The organism is Xanthomonas arboricola, from assembly GCF_002940665.1.
Lineage (GTDB): Bacteria > Pseudomonadota > Gammaproteobacteria > Xanthomonadales > Xanthomonadaceae > Xanthomonas > Xanthomonas arboricola_B.
The window spans coordinates 221,671-240,900 of record NZ_MIGY01000002.1 but is presented as its reverse complement, the minus strand read 5'-3'; the positions used below and the strand labels follow the sequence as shown (position 1 = coordinate 240,900).

General features: G+C 67.5%; 9 protein-coding genes. 7 read left to right on the top strand and 2 right to left on the bottom strand.

What is annotated here, in order from left to right; translation table 11 throughout:
* Positions 1-188 precede the first annotated feature (188 nt).
* A complete protein-coding gene (locus tag XarjCFBP7645_RS07890) occupies positions 189-5,198 on the bottom strand; it encodes an NAD-glutamate dehydrogenase (protein WP_104537025.1) in 5,010 nt (1,669 codons plus the stop codon).
* A gap of 288 nt (positions 5,199-5,486) precedes the next feature.
* Here XarjCFBP7645_RS07890 and XarjCFBP7645_RS07885 point away from each other — a divergent pair, with 288 nt between their 5' ends.
* Genes XarjCFBP7645_RS07885 through XarjCFBP7645_RS07875 form a run of 3 tightly spaced genes read left to right on the top strand, consistent with a single transcriptional unit; the run spans position 5,487 to position 10,651 of the window.
* On the top strand, positions 5,487-6,146 hold the full coding sequence (locus XarjCFBP7645_RS07885; RefSeq protein WP_104537024.1) for a TetR/AcrR family transcriptional regulator: 660 nt from the start codon (positions 5,487-5,489) through the stop codon (positions 6,144-6,146).
* Positions 6,147-6,160: 14 nt separating this feature from the next.
* Positions 6,161-7,468: an efflux RND transporter periplasmic adaptor subunit gene (locus XarjCFBP7645_RS07880; RefSeq protein WP_104537022.1), complete on the top strand. Its 1,308-nt coding sequence runs from the start codon at positions 6,161-6,163 to the stop codon at positions 7,466-7,468.
* A 12-nt stretch (positions 7,469-7,480) separates the two neighbouring features.
* Positions 7,481-10,651 carry a multidrug efflux RND transporter permease subunit gene (locus XarjCFBP7645_RS07875; protein ID WP_104537020.1) on the top strand — a complete coding sequence of 1,057 codons (3,171 nt, stop codon included), beginning with the start codon at positions 7,481-7,483 and terminating at the stop codon, positions 10,649-10,651.
* A gap of 315 nt (positions 10,652-10,966) precedes the next feature.
* Here the strand turns inward: XarjCFBP7645_RS07875 and XarjCFBP7645_RS07870 are convergent, their stop codons facing one another.
* The gene (locus tag XarjCFBP7645_RS07870) at positions 10,967-11,956 is read right to left on the bottom strand and encodes a LacI family DNA-binding transcriptional regulator (protein WP_104537018.1); all 990 of its coding nucleotides are present in this window, start codon (positions 11,954-11,956) and stop codon (positions 10,967-10,969) included.
* A gap of 160 nt (positions 11,957-12,116) precedes the next feature.
* Here XarjCFBP7645_RS07870 and ptsP point away from each other — a divergent pair, with 160 nt between their 5' ends.
* The 4 genes from ptsP to XarjCFBP7645_RS07850 all read left to right on the top strand — a co-directional run bounded on the left by ptsP (position 12,117) and on the right by XarjCFBP7645_RS07850 (position 18,899).
* Positions 12,117-14,633, top strand: coding sequence for a phosphoenolpyruvate--protein phosphotransferase (ptsP, locus tag XarjCFBP7645_RS07865; RefSeq protein ID WP_104537016.1), 2,517 nt, complete (start codon positions 12,117-12,119; stop codon positions 14,631-14,633).
* Complete coding sequence (pfkB, locus tag XarjCFBP7645_RS07860; RefSeq protein ID WP_104537014.1) at positions 14,630-15,586, top strand: 1-phosphofructokinase; 957 nt, start codon at positions 14,630-14,632, stop codon at positions 15,584-15,586. The genes ptsP and pfkB overlap by 4 nt, the downstream gene beginning before the upstream one ends.
* A gap of 113 nt (positions 15,587-15,699) precedes the next feature.
* Entirely contained in the window at positions 15,700-17,436 is a 1,737-nt protein-coding gene (locus tag XarjCFBP7645_RS07855) for a PTS fructose transporter subunit IIC (protein WP_104537012.1), read from the top strand.
* A gap of 185 nt (positions 17,437-17,621) precedes the next feature.
* Entirely contained in the window at positions 17,622-18,899 is a 1,278-nt protein-coding gene (locus XarjCFBP7645_RS07850; RefSeq protein ID WP_166774591.1) for a carbohydrate porin, read from the top strand.
* Positions 18,900-19,230 lie beyond the last annotated feature (331 nt).

Genomic DNA, 19,230 nt, shown 5'->3' with positions numbered 1-19,230 from the left:
GGATTTGGGCCTGGCGATTGGTCGATAGTCGGACGACGCATTGAGTTCGCGAATGTACGACGCAATTTCGCATGTAAACAAGGCGACCCTTGCGCCGCCTTGTGCATGGGCAGACTACTACGTAACTGCATCAGCGCAACCAAGGTGATGGCGAATCACTCGCTCCGCCATCACCTCGCTGCACATGGTTACAAGCCGTGCGCAGCCAGCTGCCCCAACCGCTGCACTGCGACCGACACGGTCGGGTAGTCCAGCGTCTTCTGCTCGGCCACATCGGCCAGCATGGCCAGGGTGAAGCGCAGGCTGGAATCGTCGCGCGCCAGCCAGGTGGCCACCTTGTCCTCGGCACTGCTGCCGGACATGGTCAGCACCTGCGCCACCAGTGCGCGCTGATGTGCGGCCAGTTCGTCGCGCAGCACGCCGCGTGCCACTGCGTGCCAGCGGCCGTTGACCTCCAGCGCGTCGATCTGCTCGAACAACCACGGTAGGCGCAGCGCTTCGCCCAGGCGGAAATGCACCTTGGACACCTCCACCGGCTTGAGCTTGCGGGTGCGCGCGGTTTCGATGATGTCGAAGGCCGGTTCCAGGTAACGCAACTCGCACAGCTGTTGCGCCAGCTGCGGCGGCAGGCCCTTGTCCTGCCATTCCTGCACGCTGGCTTCGTACTGCGGGCGCTGCGCATCCGACAGCACGCCGGAGGCGATACGGATGTCGTTGAACGGGCCGTGGTAACGCTCCACCGCCGCGGTGATGCCCGGCATCTGACCTGGACGCAACAGCAGCCAACGCACGAACGAGCGTTGCAGGCGCCAGATCACTTCCAGCGCATCGATCTGCACCGACTCGGGCACCTTGCCGTCCAATGCGTCGATCTGCGTCCACAGTGCGCGCGCATCCAGGGTCTCGCGGCTGATGGTGTAGGCCTTGGCGACCTCGGCGATGCTGCGGCCGGTGTCTTCCTGCATGCGCATCAGGAAGGTGGCGCCCATGCGGTTGATGGTGGTGTTGGTCACCGCGGTGGCGATGATTTCGCGCTTGAGGCGGTGGCGCTCCATCGCATCGGCGTATTTCTTCTGCAGCGGCTGCGGGAAGTAGCGCTGCAGTTCCTTGGACAGATACGGGTCTTCCGGAATGTCCGATTCCAGCAGCTGCTGGAACGCCACCAGCTTGGAGTACGACAGCAGCACCGACAGCTCCGGTCGCGACAGGCCCTGCCCGCGCGCCTTGCGTGCGGACAGTTCGGCATCGGAGGGCAGGAACTCGATCTGACGATCGAGCAGGCCCTGCAATTCCAGCGTGCGGATGAAGTGCTGCTTGGAGCCCAGACGCTTGACGCTCATCCGCTCCATCAGGCTGATCGCCTGGTTCTGGCGGTAGTTGTCCCACAACACCAGGTCGGCCACTTCGTCGGTCATCGAGGCGAGTAGCGTGTTGCGCGCGTCGTAGGTGAGCTTCTTGGCCTGCACCATGTCGTTGAGCAGGATCTTGATGTTCACCTCGTGATCGGAGGTGTCCACGCCGGCCGAGTTGTCGATGAAGTCGGTGTTGAGCAGCACCCCGGCCTGCGCGGCCTCGATGCGGCCGAGCTGGGTCAGGCCGAGGTTGCCGCCCTCGCCCACCACCTTGCAGCGCAATTCGCCGCCATTGACGCGCAGGCCATTGTTGGCGCGGTCGCCCACATCGGCGTGCGACTCGCTGGACGCCTTGACGTAGGTGCCGATGCCGCCATTCCAGAACAGGTCCACCGGCGCCTTGAGGATGGCGTTCATCAGCTCGTTGGGCGAGAGCTGCTTGACGCTGGATTCCAACCCCAGGACCTCGCGCACCGGCGCGCTGATGTCGATGGATTTGAGCGTGCGCGGATAGATGCCGCCGCCGGCGCTGATCAGCTTGGCCTCGTAGTCGGCCCAGCTGGAACGCGGCAGCTTGAACAGGCGCTCGCGCTCGGCGAACGAGGCGGCGGCATCGGGATTGGGATCCAGGAAGATGTGCCGGTGATCGAACGCAGCCAGCAGGCGGATATGGCGCGACAACAGCATGCCGTTGCCGAACACGTCGCCGGACATGTCGCCGATGCCGACCACGCTGAAATCCTGGCTCTGGCAGTCGCGCCCCATCGCACGGAAGTGGCGCTTGACCGATTCCCACGCACCGCGCGCGGTGATGCCCATGCCCTTGTGGTCGTAGCCGACCGAGCCGCCGGAGGCGAACGCATCGCCCAGCCAGAAGCCGTGGTCCAGCGCCAACCCGTTGGCGATGTCGGAGAACGTGGCAGTGCCCTTGTCGGCCGCGACTACGAGATACGGGTCGTCCAGGTCGTGACGCACCACCTGCGGCGGCGGCACGATCTTGCCGCCGACGATGTTGTCGGTGATGTCGAGCAGGCTCTGGATGAACAGCTTGTAGCAGGCGATGCCTTCGGCCTGGATCGCGTCACGGTCGCCGCCGACCGGCGAGCGCTTGACGTAGAAACCGCCCTTGGCGCCGACCGGCACGATGACGGTGTTCTTGACCATCTGCGCCTTGACCAGACCCAGCACCTCGGTGCGGAAATCCTCGCGCCGGTCCGACCAGCGCAGGCCACCACGCGCCACCGCGCCAAAGCGCAGGTGCACGCCTTCCACACGCGGGCTGTAGACGAAGATCTCGCGGTACGGACGCGGCTTGGGCAGATCCGGCACGATCGAGGAATCCAGCTTGAAGCTGATGCAATGGCCGTGCTTGCCGCTCTTGTCGGCCTGGTAATAGTTGGTGCGTAGCGTCGCATCGATCACGCCGATGAAGCTGCGCAGGATGCGGTCCTCGTCCAGGCTGGAGACGCGATCCATCAACTTCAGCAGCGTGGCGCGCGCGGCTTCCTGCTGCGCATCGCGATCGCTGCCACGCGCCTGCAGCACCGGCTCCAGCGCCTTGAGCGTGGCCTCGTCGCCAGCGGCCAGCACCGACAACTCCTCGCGCAGGCGTTCCTGCCCGGCGAAGATCTGCGCCTTGGTCTCGTTGCCGGTGGACGGATCGAAGCGCGCCTCGAACAGTTCCACCAGCAAGCGCGCCAGCAGCGGATAACGGGTAAACGTCGCCTCGACGTAGGCCTGCGAAAACGGCACCGCGGTCTGCAGCAGGTACTTGCAATAGCCGCGCAGCAGCGCGACCTGGCGCCAGTGCAGGCCGGCGGCCAGGATCAGGCGATTGAAGCCGTCGTTCTCGGCATCGCCGTTCCAGATCCGCTCGAAGGCTTCGCCGAAACCGGCGTCGGCGTTGGCCGCATTGATCTTGCCGGAGGTCGATTCGACCTCGAAATCCTGAATGTAGACCGGCGTCTCGCCGACCTGCAGCCGGTATGGCCGCTCGGAGATCACGCGCAGGCCCATGTTTTCCATCATCGGCATCGCATCGGACAACGGAATGTCGTCGAGCTGGCGATACAGCTTCAGGCGCAGGCCTTCGCCGGCGTCCAGTCGCATGCCGTCGTCGCGACGGATTTCCTGCAGGCTCAGATGCAGATCGTCCGGGCCGTCCAGTGCGGCCAGATGTTCGACGTCGGACACCGCCGATTCAATCGACGAGTCCTCGATATAACCGGCCGGCAACGCACGCCCGAAGTTGGCGGCCATGCGCAGGCCATTGACCTCGCCATGCCGTGCCACCAGCGCCTCGCGCAGGGCATCGCGCCAGTTGCGCAGCAGATGCGCCAGCCGCGACTCGAGTTCGGTGGTATTGAATTCCAGCGCCTCGCCGCTCTTGGGCCGTACGATCAAGTGCAGCTGCGCCAGTGGCGACTCGCCCAACACCACGCTGGAATCGATGTATTCGCCGTGCAGCGCATCCTTGAGCAAGGCCTCGATGCGCAGCCGCACATCGGTGTTGAAGCGCTCGCGCGGGATGTACACCAGCGCGGAGATGAAGCGGCTGTACTTGTCGCGGCGCAGGAACATGCGGCTGCGCACGCGCTCCTGCAGGCCGAGGATGCCGATCGCGGTGCGATACAGCTCTTCCTCGTTGGACTGGAACAACTCCTCGCGCGGCAGCGTCTCGAGGATGTGCCGCAGTGCCTTGCCGCTGTGGCTGCTCGGGGTCAGCCCGGACTTGCTCATCACGTATTCGTGGCGCTGGCGCACCAGCGGAATCTCCCACGGGCGGCGGTTGTAGGCGCTGGAGGTGAACAGGCCCAGAAAGCGCTGCTCGCCGACGATGCGGCCCTTGGCATCGAATTCCAGGATGCCGATGTAATCCATGTAGCCGACCCGATGCACGCGCGAGCGCGCGTTGGTCTTGGTCAGGATCAGCGCATCCTTGAGCTTGGCCGAAGTGTTCAGGCCGTGCGCCGCCAGCGTGGTCACCGGGCGCGCCGGCGAGGTGTCGTGGCCGCGCATCAGGCCCAGGCCGGTTTCTTCCACCGGCGCCAGCACGTCCTGGCCGTCCTGCTTCTCCACGCGGTATTCGCGATAGCCGAAGAAGGTGAAGTGGTCGGCCGCCGCCCAGCGCAGGAACTCCTGCGCCTCGTGGCGGCTGATGTCGTCCATCGGCAGGCGGCGGGTGGCCAGGTCGTCGGCCAGCATCACCATCTTCTCGCGCATCGACGCCCAGTCGTGCACGATCGCGCGCACTTCGGCCAGCACCTTGCGCACCGACGCTTCCACCTTGGGCATGTCGTCGGCGGGCTGGCGGTCGATCTCCAGCACCATCATCGACTCGCTCTTGCCCTCGCCCACTGCGGTCAGCTTGCCGGCCTTGTCGCGCGCAATGCGCAGCACCGGATGGCCGAGCACGTGCACGCCGATGCCCAGATCCGACAGCGTCATGCTCACCGAGTCGACCAGGAACGGCATGTCGTCGTTGACGATCTGCAGCAGCGTGTGCGGCGACTCGTAGCCGTGGCTCTTCAGGGTCGGGTTGAACACCCGCACATTGACCGTACCGGCCTTGCGCGTGCGCGCAAATTCAAGCATGTCCGACGCCAGGGCCGCCCACTGCTCGGGCGGGTGGTTGGGGAACTCGTCCTCTTCCATGCGCCGGTAGAAGTCGGCTGCGAACAGCTGCACCTCGGACTGGCGGGCAGCCGGGTAGCGCTTGCGCAACGCGGCGAAGACCGGCTCCAGGGTGACCGCCTGCGGCGCGGCGGCAAGCACGGGGACAGCATGGTCGGCGACTGGTTTGACCGACGTCGTGGACGATTTCGAAGCAGCTTTCTTGGCTGTCATGAGAGCGCTGGGGTGCTCGGTGGAAAACCTGAATTGTACCGGCGCCGGATGAAGACGCCTTGCTGCATAGCGCAAATTTCCGGCCGGCCGCCGACCGGGTGCATCGTCAACACACCCTCGCCGACTGGCATTCTGCCGGCGTCGCGGGATCGGCCCCTGCACAAGCGCACGCCGGACCGCCACACCCGGCAAAGTCCGGCCGGGCGCCCGGGGCGTAAGGCGTGCATCGACATGACCGCGAGCGTCAAGCCTGTTTAAAAACTAAACTGGACGGTATAGTCTACCGCCATGACCCCCCGTTCCCACCGTGCTGCCCGGCGCTCGGACTGCGATCGCCGCATCCATACGGCTGTGCATACGCTGCTTGCCGAGCGCGGCATGCGGCTGAGCATGGACGCGGTGGCCGCGCGTGCCGGCTGCTCCAAGCAGACCCTCTACAGTTACTACGGTTGTAAAGAAAACCTGCTGCGCGACGTGCTTCAGGACCATGTGCATCTGGCAACGGTGCCGCTGGGCACCGACTCGGGCGAGTTGCGCGAGGATCTGCTGGCCTTCGCGCTGGCTCACCTTGACCGCCTGAACCGCCCCGATGTGTTACAGACCTGCCGGTTGGTGGAGGCCGAATCGCATCGGTTCCCAGATCAGTCGCAGCAGATCTTCCAGGACGGAGTCGTCGGTATGCAGCAGCGCCTGGCGCAGCGCTTCCAACAAGCGATGCAAGCCGGCCAGCTGCGCCATGACGATCCGCACTGTATGGCCGAACTGCTGTTGAGCATGATCGTCGGTCTGGATTTCGACCGGCAACGTTTTCAGGTTCCCCACCGCGCCGGCCTCCCCGCCAGGCAGCAGTGGGCGCAGTTCGCTGTCGACACCTTCCTGCGTGCATTTGCCGCGGTTGCTGCCACGCCTTCGCTGTCCCCGCTTTCCTTTCTCACTTCAAGACCCTAACGGAGTTCCTCCTGATGATCGCCCCGCTTCGCACATTCGGCCTGGCCTGTGCCATCACCCTGGCGCTGGCTGCCTGCAGCAAGCCCGAACAACAGCAGGCGCCGCCGCCGCCGGAAGTGTCGGTGCTGGAAATGAAGCCGCAGACCCTGCCGCTGGAACGCGACCTGGTCGGCCGCCTGTCGGCATTCCGCTCGGCCGACGTGCGCGCACGTGTCGACGGCGTGCTGCTCAAGCGCCTGTACACCGAAGGCACCGACGTCAAGGAAGGCCAGCCGCTGTTCGAGATCGACCCGGCCCCGCTGAAGGCCACGCTGCTGCAGGCGCAAGGCCAGCTGGCCGCCGCCCAGGCGACCTACGCCAACGCCCAGGTCGCCGCCAAGCGCGCGCGCAGCCTGGCCCCGCAGCAGTACGTGTCGCGTGCCGACATCGACAACGCCGAAGCCACCGAGCGCTCTTCCGGCGCCAGCGTGCAACAGGCGCGCGGCCAGGTCGAGTCCGCCCGCATCCAGCTCGGCTTTGCCAGCGTGACCTCGCCGATCACCGGCCGCGCCGGCATCCAGCGCGTGACCGAAGGTGCGCTGGTGGGCTCGGGTGAGGCGACCCTGCTGACCACGGTCGATCAGATCGACCCGCTGTATGTGAACTTTGCGATGAGCAGCGAAGAACTGGCCGCCCTGCGCCAGGCCCAGAGCAGCGGCAACGTGCAGCTCAGCGGCGATGGCAAGTCCACCATCAACGTGGAACTGGGCAACGGCACGCAATACCCGCACCCGGGTACGCTGGATGTGTCGGCAGTGACGGTGGACCCGAGCACCGGTGCGGTGTCGCTGCGCGCGACCCTGCCCAATCCGGAACAGGCCCTGCTGCCGGGTGCGTTCGTGACCTTCAAGGCCAGCCTGGGCCAGCGCAACAACGCCTACCTGCTACCGCAGCAGGCCGTGCAGCGCGATGCCACCGGCGCCTATGCGCTGGTGCTGGGCAAGGACGGCAAGGTGGTGCGCAAGAATCTCACTGTCGATGGCCAGCAGAAAGGCCAGTGGATCGTCACCGGGGGCGTGACCCCGGGCGATCAGGTGATCGTCGATGGCGTACAGAAGGCAAAGGAAGGACAGCCGGCCAAGGGCGTGCCGTGGGATCCGACCAAGCCGGCACAAGGCGGCCAGCCGGGTGCGCCGGGCGCGGCTCCGGCCGCGGCCCAGCGCGGTGACGCGCAGGCCGCACCGGCAGCCGACAAGGCCGATGCAGCGGCACCGGCCGCGCAGGAACAGTCCAAGCCCGACGCTGCAGCGCAGCCGGCCGACTCCCAGTCCAAGCAGCAGTGACGGAACCCGGACATGCCTAAGTTTTTCATCGAACACCCTGTCTTTGCCTGGGTGGTGGCGATCCTGATCTCGCTTGCGGGCGTGATTTCGATCCTGAATCTGGGTATCGAGTCGTACCCCACGATCGCCCCGCCGCAGGTCACCGTGACCGCCAACTTCCCCGGCGCCAGCGCCGATACCGCCGAAAAAGCGGTGACCCAGGTCATCGAGCAGCAGCTCACCGGTATCGATCACCTGCTGTACTTCAACTCGTCCTCGGCCGCCAACGGCCGCGTGACCATCACGCTGACGTTCGAAACCGGCACCGACGCGGATATCGCGCAGGTGCAGGTACAGAACAAGGTGTCGCTGGCCACGCCGCGCCTGCCCTCGGAAGTCACCCAGCAGGGTGTGGTGGTGGCCAAGGCCAATGCCGGCTTCCTGATGGTGGCCGCGTTACGGTCTGACAACCCGTCGATCAACCGCGATGCGCTCAACGACATCGTCGGCTCGCGCGTGCTCGAGCAGATCTCGCGCGTGCCCGGCGTGGGCAGCACCAACCAGTTCGGCGCCGAGTACGCGATGAACATCTGGTTGAACCCGGAGAAACTTCAGGGCTACAACCTGTCGGCGACCCAGGTGCTGACCGCGGTGCGTAACCAGAACGTGCAGTTCGCTGCCGGTTCGGTGGGCGCGGACCCCACTCCGGAAGGCATCAGCTTCACCGCCACCGTCTCGGCCGAGGGCCGCTTCAGCTCGCCCGACCAGTTCGAGAACATCATCCTGCGCACCGACAACAACGGTGCCACGGTGCGCCTGAAGGATGTCGCACGGGTCACCGTGGGGCCGAGCAACTACGGCTTCGACACCCAGTACAACGGCAAGCCCACCGGCGCCTTCGGCATCCAGCTGTTGCCGGGCGCCAACGCCCTGAACGTGTCCGAGGCGGTCAGTGCCAAGCTCGACGAACTGCAGCCGACCTTCCCGCAGGGCGTGACCTGGTTCTCGCCGTACGAATCGACCACCTTCGTGCGCATCTCCATCGAGGAAGTGATCCACACGCTGGTGGAAGCCATCGTGCTGGTGTTCCTGGTGATGCTGCTGTTCCTGCAGAACTTCCGCGCCACCGTGATCCCGACGCTGGTGATTCCGGTCGCGCTGCTGGGGACGTTCTTCGGCATGTACATGATCGGCTTCACCATCAATCAGCTGACGCTGTTTGCGATGGTGCTGGCGATCGGCATCGTGGTCGACGACGCGATCGTGGTGATCGAGAACGTCGAACGCATCATGAGCGAGGAACACCTGGAGCCGAAGGCGGCCACGCAGAAGGCGATGACCCAGATTACCGGCGCAGTGGTGGCCATCACCGTGGTGCTGGCGGCGGTGTTCATCCCCTCCTCGCTGCAACCCGGCGCTTCGGGCGCGATCTACAAGCAATTCGCGCTGACCATCGCCATGTCGATGGGGTTCTCCGCGTTCCTGGCGTTGAGCTTCACCCCGGCGCTATGCGGCGCGTTCCTCAAGTCGACCCATTCGACCAAGAAGAACTGGATCTACCGCACCTTCGACAAGTACTACGACAAGCTGGCGCATCGCTATGTCGGCGTGGTCGGCCACACCCTCAAGCGCTCGCCGCCGTGGATGATCGTGTTCGTGGTGCTGGTGGTGCTGTGCGGCTTCCTGTTCACCCGCATGCCGGGCAGCTTCCTGCCGGAAGAAGATCAGGGCTTTGCGGTGGCCATCGTGCAGCTGCCGCCGGGCGCGACCAAGATCCGCACCAACGAGGCCTTCGCGCAGATGCGCGCGGTCCTGGAGAAGCAACCGGCCGTGGAAGGCATGCTGCAGATTGCCGGCTTCAGCTTCCTGGGCTCGGGCGAAAACGTCGGCATGGGCTTCATCCGGCTCAAGCCATGGGACGAGCGCGACGTCACCGCCGGAGAGTTGATCCAGCAGCTCAACGGTGCCTTCTACGGCATCAAGGGCGCGCAGATCTTCGTGGTCAACCTGCCCACCGTGCAGGGACTGGGCCAGTTCGGCGGTTTCGACATGTGGCTGCAGGACCGCTCAGGCGCCGGCCAGGAAGCCCTCACCCAGGCGCGCAACATCGTGCTCGGCAAGGCAGCGGAAAAGCAGGACACCCTGGTGGGCGTGCGTCCGAACGGCTTGGAAAACTCGCCGCAGCTGCAGCTGCATGTGGACCGTGTCCAGGCGCAATCGATGGGGCTGGACGTCAGCGACATCTACAGCTCTATCCAGCTGATGCTGGCGCCGGTCTACGTCAACGACTACTTCGCCGAAGGCCGCATCAAGCGCGTCAACATCCGTGCCGACGATCAGTTCCGTACCGGCCCGGAGTCGCTGCGCAGCTTCTTCAGCCCGAGCGCCACGGCCACCGGTGCCGATGGTCAGCCGGGGATGATTCCGCTGAGCAATGTGGTCAAGGCCGACTGGACCTACGCCTCGCCGGCACTGAACCGCTACAACGGCTATTCGGCAGTGAACCTTGTCGGCAATCCAGCGCCGGGCGGCAGCTCCGGCCAGGCGATGAGCGCGATGGAGGAGATCGTCAACAACGATCTGCCGCCGGGCTTCGGCTTCGACTGGAGCGGCATGTCGTACCAGGAAATCATCGCCGGTAACGCCGCCACGCTGCTGCTCGCGTTGTCGGTGGTGGTGGTGTTCCTGTGCCTGGCCGCACTTTACGAGAGCTGGTCGATTCCGGTGGCAGTGCTGATGGTGGTGCCGATCGGCGTGCTGGGCGCGATCACCTTCTCGATGCTGCGCGGCCTGCCGAACGATCTGTATTTCAAGATCGGCATGATCACGGTGATCGGCCTGGCGGCCAAGAACGCGATCCTGATCGTGGAGTTCGCGGTGGAGCAGCGTGCGGCAGGCAAGACGCTGCGCGAGGCGACGCTGGAGGCGGCGCATCTGCGCTTCCGCCCGATCCTGATGACCTCGTTCGCCTTCATCCTGGGCGTGCTGCCGCTGGCCATTTCCACCGGTGCCGGTGCCAACTCGCGTCACTCCATCGGTACCGGCGTGATCGGCGGCATGGTGTTCGCCACCGTGCTCGGCGTGATCTTCATCCCGCTGTTCTTCGTGGTGGTGCGCCGCATGCTGGGCGACAAGCTGGACGAACAGTCCAAGCAATACCTGCTCGCGCAGAACGACTCGGGCCCGCATCGTCCGGATCGCTGATCCCGGATACGGCGCAGAACGAAAAGCCCCGGCAACGCCGGGGCTTTTTTGTTCGCGCGCCCGTGATCTCCCGCAGGAGCGCACCCGGGCGCGACGGGCCTTGCCGGCAACGCCCCTCGCGCCCGGGTGCGCTCCTACGGCATGGCAGGGATTGGGGGCATGGCGTGCTTGGGCGAGGCCTGCACCACGTACCGGCTGGCACCCGCACAGCATGATCCGCGACAGCCGCCACGCCATCGTAGGAGCGCACCTGGGCGCGATGGGCCTTACCGGTAACGCCCCTCGCGCCCAGGTGCGCTCCTACGACGGGGGCGGTTAGATGCGCGGGCGCGCGCCAGTGGAGCCGCGCACTACGCAGCGCCCGGTCATCACCATGCGACGGATCGGCAGCTGCGGGCTGGCCAGGCGTTCGAGCAGCAGCGACATCGCCGCGCGCCCCATGTCCTCGACCGGTTGTTCGACTACGGTGATGCCCGGCTCGACCAGGTCGGTCCAACGCTCGTTGTCGAAGCCGGCCAGGGCCAGGTCGTCGGGGATGCGCAGACTGGCGGTGCGTGCGGCCTTGAGCGCACCCATCAACAGCAGGCTGTTACTGGTGACGATGGCGTCGGGCCGGTCTGCGCTGGCCAGCCATTGGCCGACTTCGGCAATCGCCGCTTCGGCGGTGGGCGCCACTTCGCGGTAGCCCGGCGTCAGCTCCTGTGCAGCCATCGCGGCCAGATAACCGTTGCGGCGCTCGGTCGCGGTGGTACTGGTGCCGAACAACCCGCCGATGCGCCGATACCCCTGCGCCTGCAGATGCGCGACCAGTTCGCCCATGGCCGCGGCGTTATCCAGCACCACGCTGTCGTAGCGGCTGCCGGGGCCGGCGCGGTCCACCAGCACGGTCGGATAGTCCAGCACCAGTTCGTGCATGCGCCCGACCGTATTGCGGGTCGGCGCAAAGATCAGCCCGGTGATGCGTTCTTCCTGCATCAATTGCAGGTACAGCGCCTCGCGCTCGGGGTCTTCGTCGGTATTGCACAGGGTCACGCGCATGCCGGCGCGATAGGCCACTTCTTCCACCGCGCGGATCAGCGCGGTGAAATATGGGTTGCGGATGTCGGCGACGATCACCCCCAGGATGCCGGACTGCTGGGACCGCAGGCGCCGTGCCATCAGATTGGGCCGGTAGCCGGTCTGGCGCACCGCCGCTTCGACCTTGGCGCGTACCTCCTCGCTGACCGGGCCGGTGCCCAGCGCGCGCGAGACCGTCGATTTGGAAACCCCGGCCACCCGGGCCACGTCATTGATGCTGATATTCACTGGGACCGTTCCCGCTCCATTTGCGCACCCGATGCCGGGCGCCGTCTCTGATTCGATGCTAACCCGAAAGCATTACAACGTTTTTGTGCAGCGCACATTGACCTGGAACGTGGGAACGTTCCCACTATACTGCCCAGCCCGTTCCTACCCGGAGTCCGTCTTGTCCTCTCCGTCGCCAGCCCCCGTCACTCCCGAACTCGTGCGCCTGCGTGCGCATGCCCGCGACAAGGACGACGCCATCGCGCAGGCCGCCCAGTTGCTGGTCGCCGCCGGCTGCGTGGCGCCGGGCTACGACGCCAGCATGCGGCGCCGCGAAGGGCTGGCGAATACCTTCCTCGGCCACGGCCTGGCGATCCCGCACGGCGTCGGCGAAGACCGCCATCTGGTGCGCCGCGACGGCATCGCGGTGCTGCAGTTGCCCGAGGGCGTGGAGTGGAACCCGGGCCAGACCACCCGGCTGGTGGTCGGCATCGCCGCCCAGTCCGACACCCACATCACCCTGCTGCGCCGGCTGACCCGCCTGATCCAGGACCCGGCCCAGCTGGAAACGCTGTTCACCACCGACGACCCGGGCGTGATCGTGGCGGCCTTGACCGGCGACCGCGCACCCGACACCAGCGCCGCACCGGCCACCGACCTGGCCGAATCCTTCGAATGGACCATCGCCTACCCCAGCGGCCTGCACGCCCGCCCGGCCACCCGTTGGGCCGAGACGGCGCGCGGTTTCTCGGCGCGCGCCCAGGTGCGCGCCGGCGACCAGGCCGCCGATGCCAAGAGCCTGGTGGGCCTGCTGCAGTTGGGCCTGCGTGCCGGCGACAGCATCACCGTTTCGGCCGAAGGCAGCGATGCGGGTGCGCTGCTCAAGCGCCTGCGCGCAGTGATGGACAGCCTGACCGCGCAGGAAAAGGCCGATGCCGAGCGCGCCGCGCAACGCCGCGCTGCGCCGGTGGTCGGCTGGACGCCGCCGCAGGCGCAGCCGGCCATCGTCGGCATCGGCGCAAGCCCGGGCGTGGCGATCGGCATCGTGCACCGGCTGCGTGCGGCGCAGACCGAGGTCGCCGATCAACCGGTCGGGCTGGGCGATGGCGGCGCGCTGCTGCACGACGCGCTGACCCGCACCCGCCAGCAGCTGGCGGCGATCCAGGACGATACCCAGCGCCGGCTCGGTGCCTCGGACGCGGCGATCTTCAAGGCCCAGGCCGAGCTGCTCAACGACACCGACCTGATCACCCGCACCTGCCAGCTGATGGTCGAAGGCCACGGCGTGGCGTGGTCGTGGCATCAGGCGGTGGAACAGATCGCCTCGGGCCTGGCCGCACTCGGCAATCCGGTGCTGGCCGGGCGCGCGGCCGACCTGCGCGATGTCGGCCGCCGCGTGCTGGCCCAGCTCGACCCGGCCGCCGCCGGCGCCGGCCTGGCCGACCTGCCGGAGCAGCCCTGCATCCTGCTGGCCGGCGACCTGTCGCCGTCGGACACCGCCAACCTGGACACCGCGCGCGTACTCGGCCTGGCCACCGCGCAAGGCGGGCCGACCTCGCACACCGCGATCCTGTCGCGCACGCTCGGCCTGCCGGCGTTGGTCGCGGCCGGCGGCCAGTTGCTGGATATCGAAGACGGCGTCACCGCCATCATCGACGGCAGCAGCGGGCGGCTGTACATCGACCCGTCCGCGCTGGACCTGGACGCAGCCCGTACGCACATCGCCGAGCAGCAGGCGATCCGCGAGCGCGAAGCCGCGCAACGCGCATTGCCCGCCGACACCAGCGACGGCCACCACATCGACATCGGCGCCAACGTCAACCTGCCCGACCAGGTCGCGATGGCGCTGACCCAGGGCGCCGAAGGCGTCGGCCTGATGCGAACCGAGTTCCTGTTCTTGGAAAGCGGCAGCACACCCAGCGAGGACGAGCAGCACGCAACGTATCTGGCAATGGCGCAGGCGCTGGATGGCCGCCCGCTGATCGTGCGCGCACTGGACATCGGCGGCGACAAGCAGGTGGCGCATCTGGAGCTGCCGCATGAGGAAAACCCGTTCCTGGGCGTGCGCGGCGCGCGCCTGCTGCTGCGTCGCCCGGACCTGCTCGAGCCGCAGCTGCGTGCGCTATACCGCGCCGCCAAGGACGGGGCGCGGCTGTCGATCATGTTCCCGATGATCACCTCGGTGCCGGAGCTGATCACCCTGCGCGCCATCTGCGCGCGCATCCGCACCGAACTCGACGCGCCCGAGGTGCCGATCGGCATCATGATCGAGGTGCCCGCCGCCGCCGCGCAGGCCGACGTGCTGGCGCGCCATGCGGATTTCTTCTCGATCGGCACCAACGACCTCACCCAGTACGTGCTGGCGATCGACCGCCAGAACCCGGAGCTGGCCGCCGAAGCCGACAGCCTGCATCCGGCGGTGCTGCGCATGATCCGCAGCACGATCGAAGGCGCGCGCAAACACCAGCGCTGGGTGGGCGTGTGCGGCGGCTTGGCCGGCGATCCGTTCGGCGCCAGCCTGCTGGCCGGCCTGGGCGTGCAGGAACTGTCGATGACGCCCAACGACATCCCGGCGGTCAAGGCACGCCTGCGCGGCGCCGCACTGAGCCAGCTGCAGCAGTTGGCCGAGCAGGCGCTGAACTGCGAAACCGCAGAGCAGGTACGTGCACTGGAAGCGCAGCGCGAGGGCCAGGCATGAACCTGCACGCCATCACGGTGACGCTGAACCCGGCGATCGACCAGACCATCCAGCTCGACAGCCTGCAGCCTGGCGCGGTGCATCGCGCCAGCAGCGTGCGCAACGATGCCGGCGGCAAGGGCATCAACGTGGCCGCCTGTCTGGCCGACTGGGGCAGCCAGGTCGCCGCGCTCGGCGTGCTCGGGGTCGGCAATGCCGGCGTGTTCGAGGCGCTGTTCCGCGAGCGCGGCATTGCCGATCATTGCCAACGCGTGGCCGGCGAGACCCGCACCAATCTCAAGCTGGTCGAAGCGCGCAGCAACGACACCACCGACATCAACCTGCCCGGCCTGCGCCTGGGCCCGCCGCATCTGCAGGGCGTGGCCGATCACCTCGCCCCGCTGCTGCGCCCCGGCCTGCCGGTGGTGCTGTCGGGCAGCCTGCCGGCCGGCCTGCCGGACGACAGCTGGGCGCAGTTGCAGGCCCAGGCCAGCGCCGCCGGTGCGCGCGTGCTGTTGGACACCAGTGGCGCGCCGCTGGTGGCCGCGCTCGGTGCCGCACGCCAGGCGCTGCCGTACGCGGTCAAGCCGAACCGGCACGAGCTGGAGGCCTGGACCGGCCGCCCGCTGAGCGACCGCGCCGCCCTCAGCGCCGCCGCGCACGAACTGATCGCACGCGGCATCCAGCTGGTGGTCATTTCGATGGGCACCGAAGGCGCGCTGTTCGTGCAGCGCGACCAGCGCCTGATCGCGCGTCCGCCGCGCCTGGCGCAGGGCAGCAGCGTGGGCGCCGGTGACGCGATGGTGGCCGGTCTGGCCGCCGCGCTGCTTGGCGACTCCCCCGATCTGGAAAGTTGCGCACGGCTGGCGACCGCGTTCTCGGTCAGCCGGCTGGAAAGCGGCGATGCGCGCCGGCTGAACCCGCAGCAGGTACGCAAGCTCGCCGGCGAGATCGTCATCGACCCGCTCTCGTAGCACCACCGCCGGCGCGAACGCTGGCAGCGCCAGCGCAGCGCGCCGGTGTTTTGCGCAAGACACCACGTATCCCGCCGGCACTTGCCGGCGACCGAACAACGCAGGAGATTTGCATGTCCTCTTCCATCGTGGTCATCGCCGCTGGCGACCGCAGCACCGAAGCCGTCCTGGCGGCCGAAGCGCTGCGCCGCGCGGCCACCGCCGCCGGGCGCAGCGTGACGATCGAGATCCGCAGCGACCAGGGCGTGCTCGGCGCATTGCCGGGCGAACTGGCCAGCGGCGCCGGCCAGGTGCTGGTGATCGGCGACGCCGATGCCGACACCGCCCGTTTCGGCGACGCGCAGCTGCTGCGCCTGAGCTTGGGTGCGGTGCTGGACGACCCGGCCGCCGCGGTGAGCCAGCTCGCCGCACCGGCCGCCGCAAATGCATCGGCTGCCGCAGGCAGCGCCAGCGCCGGCAGCAAGCGCATCGTTGCGATCACCTCTTGCCCCACCGGCATCGCGCACACCTTCATGGCCGCCGAAGGCCTGCAGCAGGCCGCGAAGAAACTCGGCTACCAGATCCGCGTGGAAACCCAGGGCTCGGTCGGCGCGCAGGACGCCCTGACCGATGCGGAAATCCGCGACGCCGACCTGGTGTTGATCGCCGCCGATCGCGAAGTCGACCTGGCCCGCTTCGGCGGCAAGCGCCTGTTCAAGAGCGGCACCAAGCCGGCCATCAACGACGGCCCGGCCTTGATCCAGAAAGCGCTGGCCGAAGCCGGCGTGCACGGCGGCGCGGCGCCGGTCGCAGGCGCCGCCAAGGCCGAAAACACCGGCAACGGTCGCACCGGCGCCTACAAGCACCTGATGACCGGCGTGTCGTTCATGCTGCCCTTCGTCACCGCCGGCGGCTTGTTGATCGCGCTGGCATTTGCACTCGGCGGCATCTATGCCGGCGACGATGCGCACCAGGGCACGCTGGCCTGGTCGCTGTTCCAGATCGGCGCCAAGGCCGGCTTCACCCTGATGGTGCCCGCGCTGGCCGGCTATATCGCCTACTCCATCGCCGACCGCCCCGGTATCGCGCCCGGCATGATCGGCGGCCTGGTCGCGGCCAACCTCAATGCCGGCTTCCTCGGCGGGATCATCGCCGGCTTCATCGCCGGCTACGGCGTGGCCGCACTCAACCGCTACATCCGCCTGCCGCGCAACCTGGAAGGGCTCAAGCCGGTGCTGATCCTGCCGGTGCTGGGCACGCTGCTGGTCGGCCTGGCGATGATGTACGTGTTCGGTCAGCCGGTGGCCGACCTGCTGGCCTGGCTCACCGCCTGGCTGCGCGGCATGCAGGGCAGCAGCGCGCTGCTGCTGGGCCTGTTGCTCGGCGGCATGATGGCCTTCGACATGGGCGGGCCGGTCAACAAGGCCGCCTACGCGTTCTCCACCGGCCTGATCGCCAGCCAGGTCTACACCCCGATGGCGGCCGCCATGGTCGCCGGCATGACCCCGCCGCTGGGCATTGCGCTGGCCACCTGGGTGTTCCGCAACCGTTTCACCGTGGAAGAGCGCGGCTCGGCCACGGCCGCCGGCGTGCTCGGGCTGGCCTTCGTCACCGAAGGCGCCATCCCGTATGCCGCGCGCGACCCGCTGCGCACCATCCCGGCGCTGGTGATCGGCTCGGCCGTGGCCGGTGCGATCTCGATGACCGCCGGTGCCGAGTTGAAGGCACCGCACGGCGGCATCTTCGTGCTGCTGATCCCCAACGCGGTGACCCACCTGCTGAATTACGTGCTGGCCCTGGTGGTCGGCGTGCTGGTCACCGCGGTGGCACTGCGCCTGCTCAAGAAGCCGGTGGCCGACGTGGTCGCCTGACCTTCGGCCACCCCGCCACTGGCGCTTGCCGCCCGCGCATGCGCCACGCCTGATCGCCGCCCCTCTCCACCCCTGACTGGTTTCACCGCTGCGCTGCGCACCTTCGTGCGCCGCCGGCGGCTTGCCCATCCCCTAGCTGTCGCGTTCGCCACCCGGCCACGCCTTCCTTCGTTCGGAGTCCTGCCATGACCGTCCTCGCCCCCCGCCATGCCCGTCCCCGCCTGCTGTGCCTGTCGCTGGCACTGGCGCTGACCCCGCTCGCCCACGCGCAGGATGCCGCCGATGCCTTCAAGCTCAAGCTGGGTTACACCGGCGAAGCCGCCTCGATGATCGATGGCGGCCGCAAGAACGGCGACGCCTACGCCGGCCAGCTGATGGTCGGCACCGATGTCGACATGGACCGCCTGTTCGGCTGGGGCGGCGCCACCGTCAAGCTGTACGTCACCAACCGCCACGGCACCAACCTGGCCAACAGCAGCATCGGCAACAGCACCTCGGTGCAGGAAATCTACGGCGGCCAGGGCACCCGGCTGGCCAACTTCACCCTGCTGCAGAAACTGTTCGACGACCGCCTGGAACTGGAAGCCGGCCGCAGCGTGGCCAACATCCACTTCCTCGGCTCGGACCTGTGCCAGTACTTCCAGGGCAACTCGGCCTGCGGCAATCCCACCTTCGTGTTCCGCACCAGCAACTTCACCTACTGGCCGGTGTCCAGTTGGGCCGCGCATGCCACCGCCTGGGTCACGCCCAAGGTCTACGTGCATGTGGGCGCCTACGAGGTGAACCCGGTGCAGGCCCAGGACGGCCAGCACGGCCTGAAGTGGAGCACCGACGACACCACCGGCGTGGTGGTGCCTTACGCGGTCGGCTACAAGAACAAGGGCGGCGACGGCAGCATGGCTGCGATATACGAACTGGGCGGCTGGCAGGACAACTCCGACTACACCGACCCGCTGCGCGACCGCAACGGCAACCCGGCAGTGCTCAGCGGCTTGGGCTACGAGAACAAGCAGGGCCGCTCGGGCATCTTCGCGCGTTTCGAACAACAGGTCACCAACCCGGATCCGTCCGGCGCCCGCGGCCTGACCGTGTTCGGCGCCATCCTCAAGAGCACCGGCGGCCAGGCGATCGAGGACCACTTCGTGCAACTGGGCCTGGTGCAGAAAGGCACCTTCGCCAGCCGCCCGCAGGACAACATTGCGTTTGTGATCACCCAGCAGAAGTACAGCGACGAGGCGATCGAAAACCTGCGCCTGGCGCGCGCCTCGGCCGGCGGCACCGGCACCCCGGCCGACAACCAGATCATGATGGAGCTGAGCTACGGCATCCAGGTCACCAAGCGCCTGCGCATCGCCCCGAACCTGCATTACGTGATCAACCCCGACCAGTTCAACGAACCCACCCGCACCAGCGATCTGAAGAACGCGCTGATCGCAGGCATGCGGATCGACTGGAATCTGTGAGTCCGCGAGGATCCGGGCGCGCGTTGCAGGACGGTGCAGCGCACTCACCTGGCCCGGTAGGAGCGCGCCCGAACGCGATGAGGCATTCCCGATAAAGCCCGGTCGCGCTCTGGCGCGCTCCTACGACGCATTGCATTGCATCGGCTGACTGCGTCCGGCGGATTTACGCCCAACCCGGTAGGAGCGCACCCGGGCGCGATGAGGCGTTATCGATAAAGCCCGGTCGCGCTCTGGCGCGCTCCTACGACGCTATTGCGCTGCCCTGCGCGATGCGCCAAAACGACAAAACCGCGCACTGCGCGGTTTTGTCGTGATCGAAGATCGAGGGCGA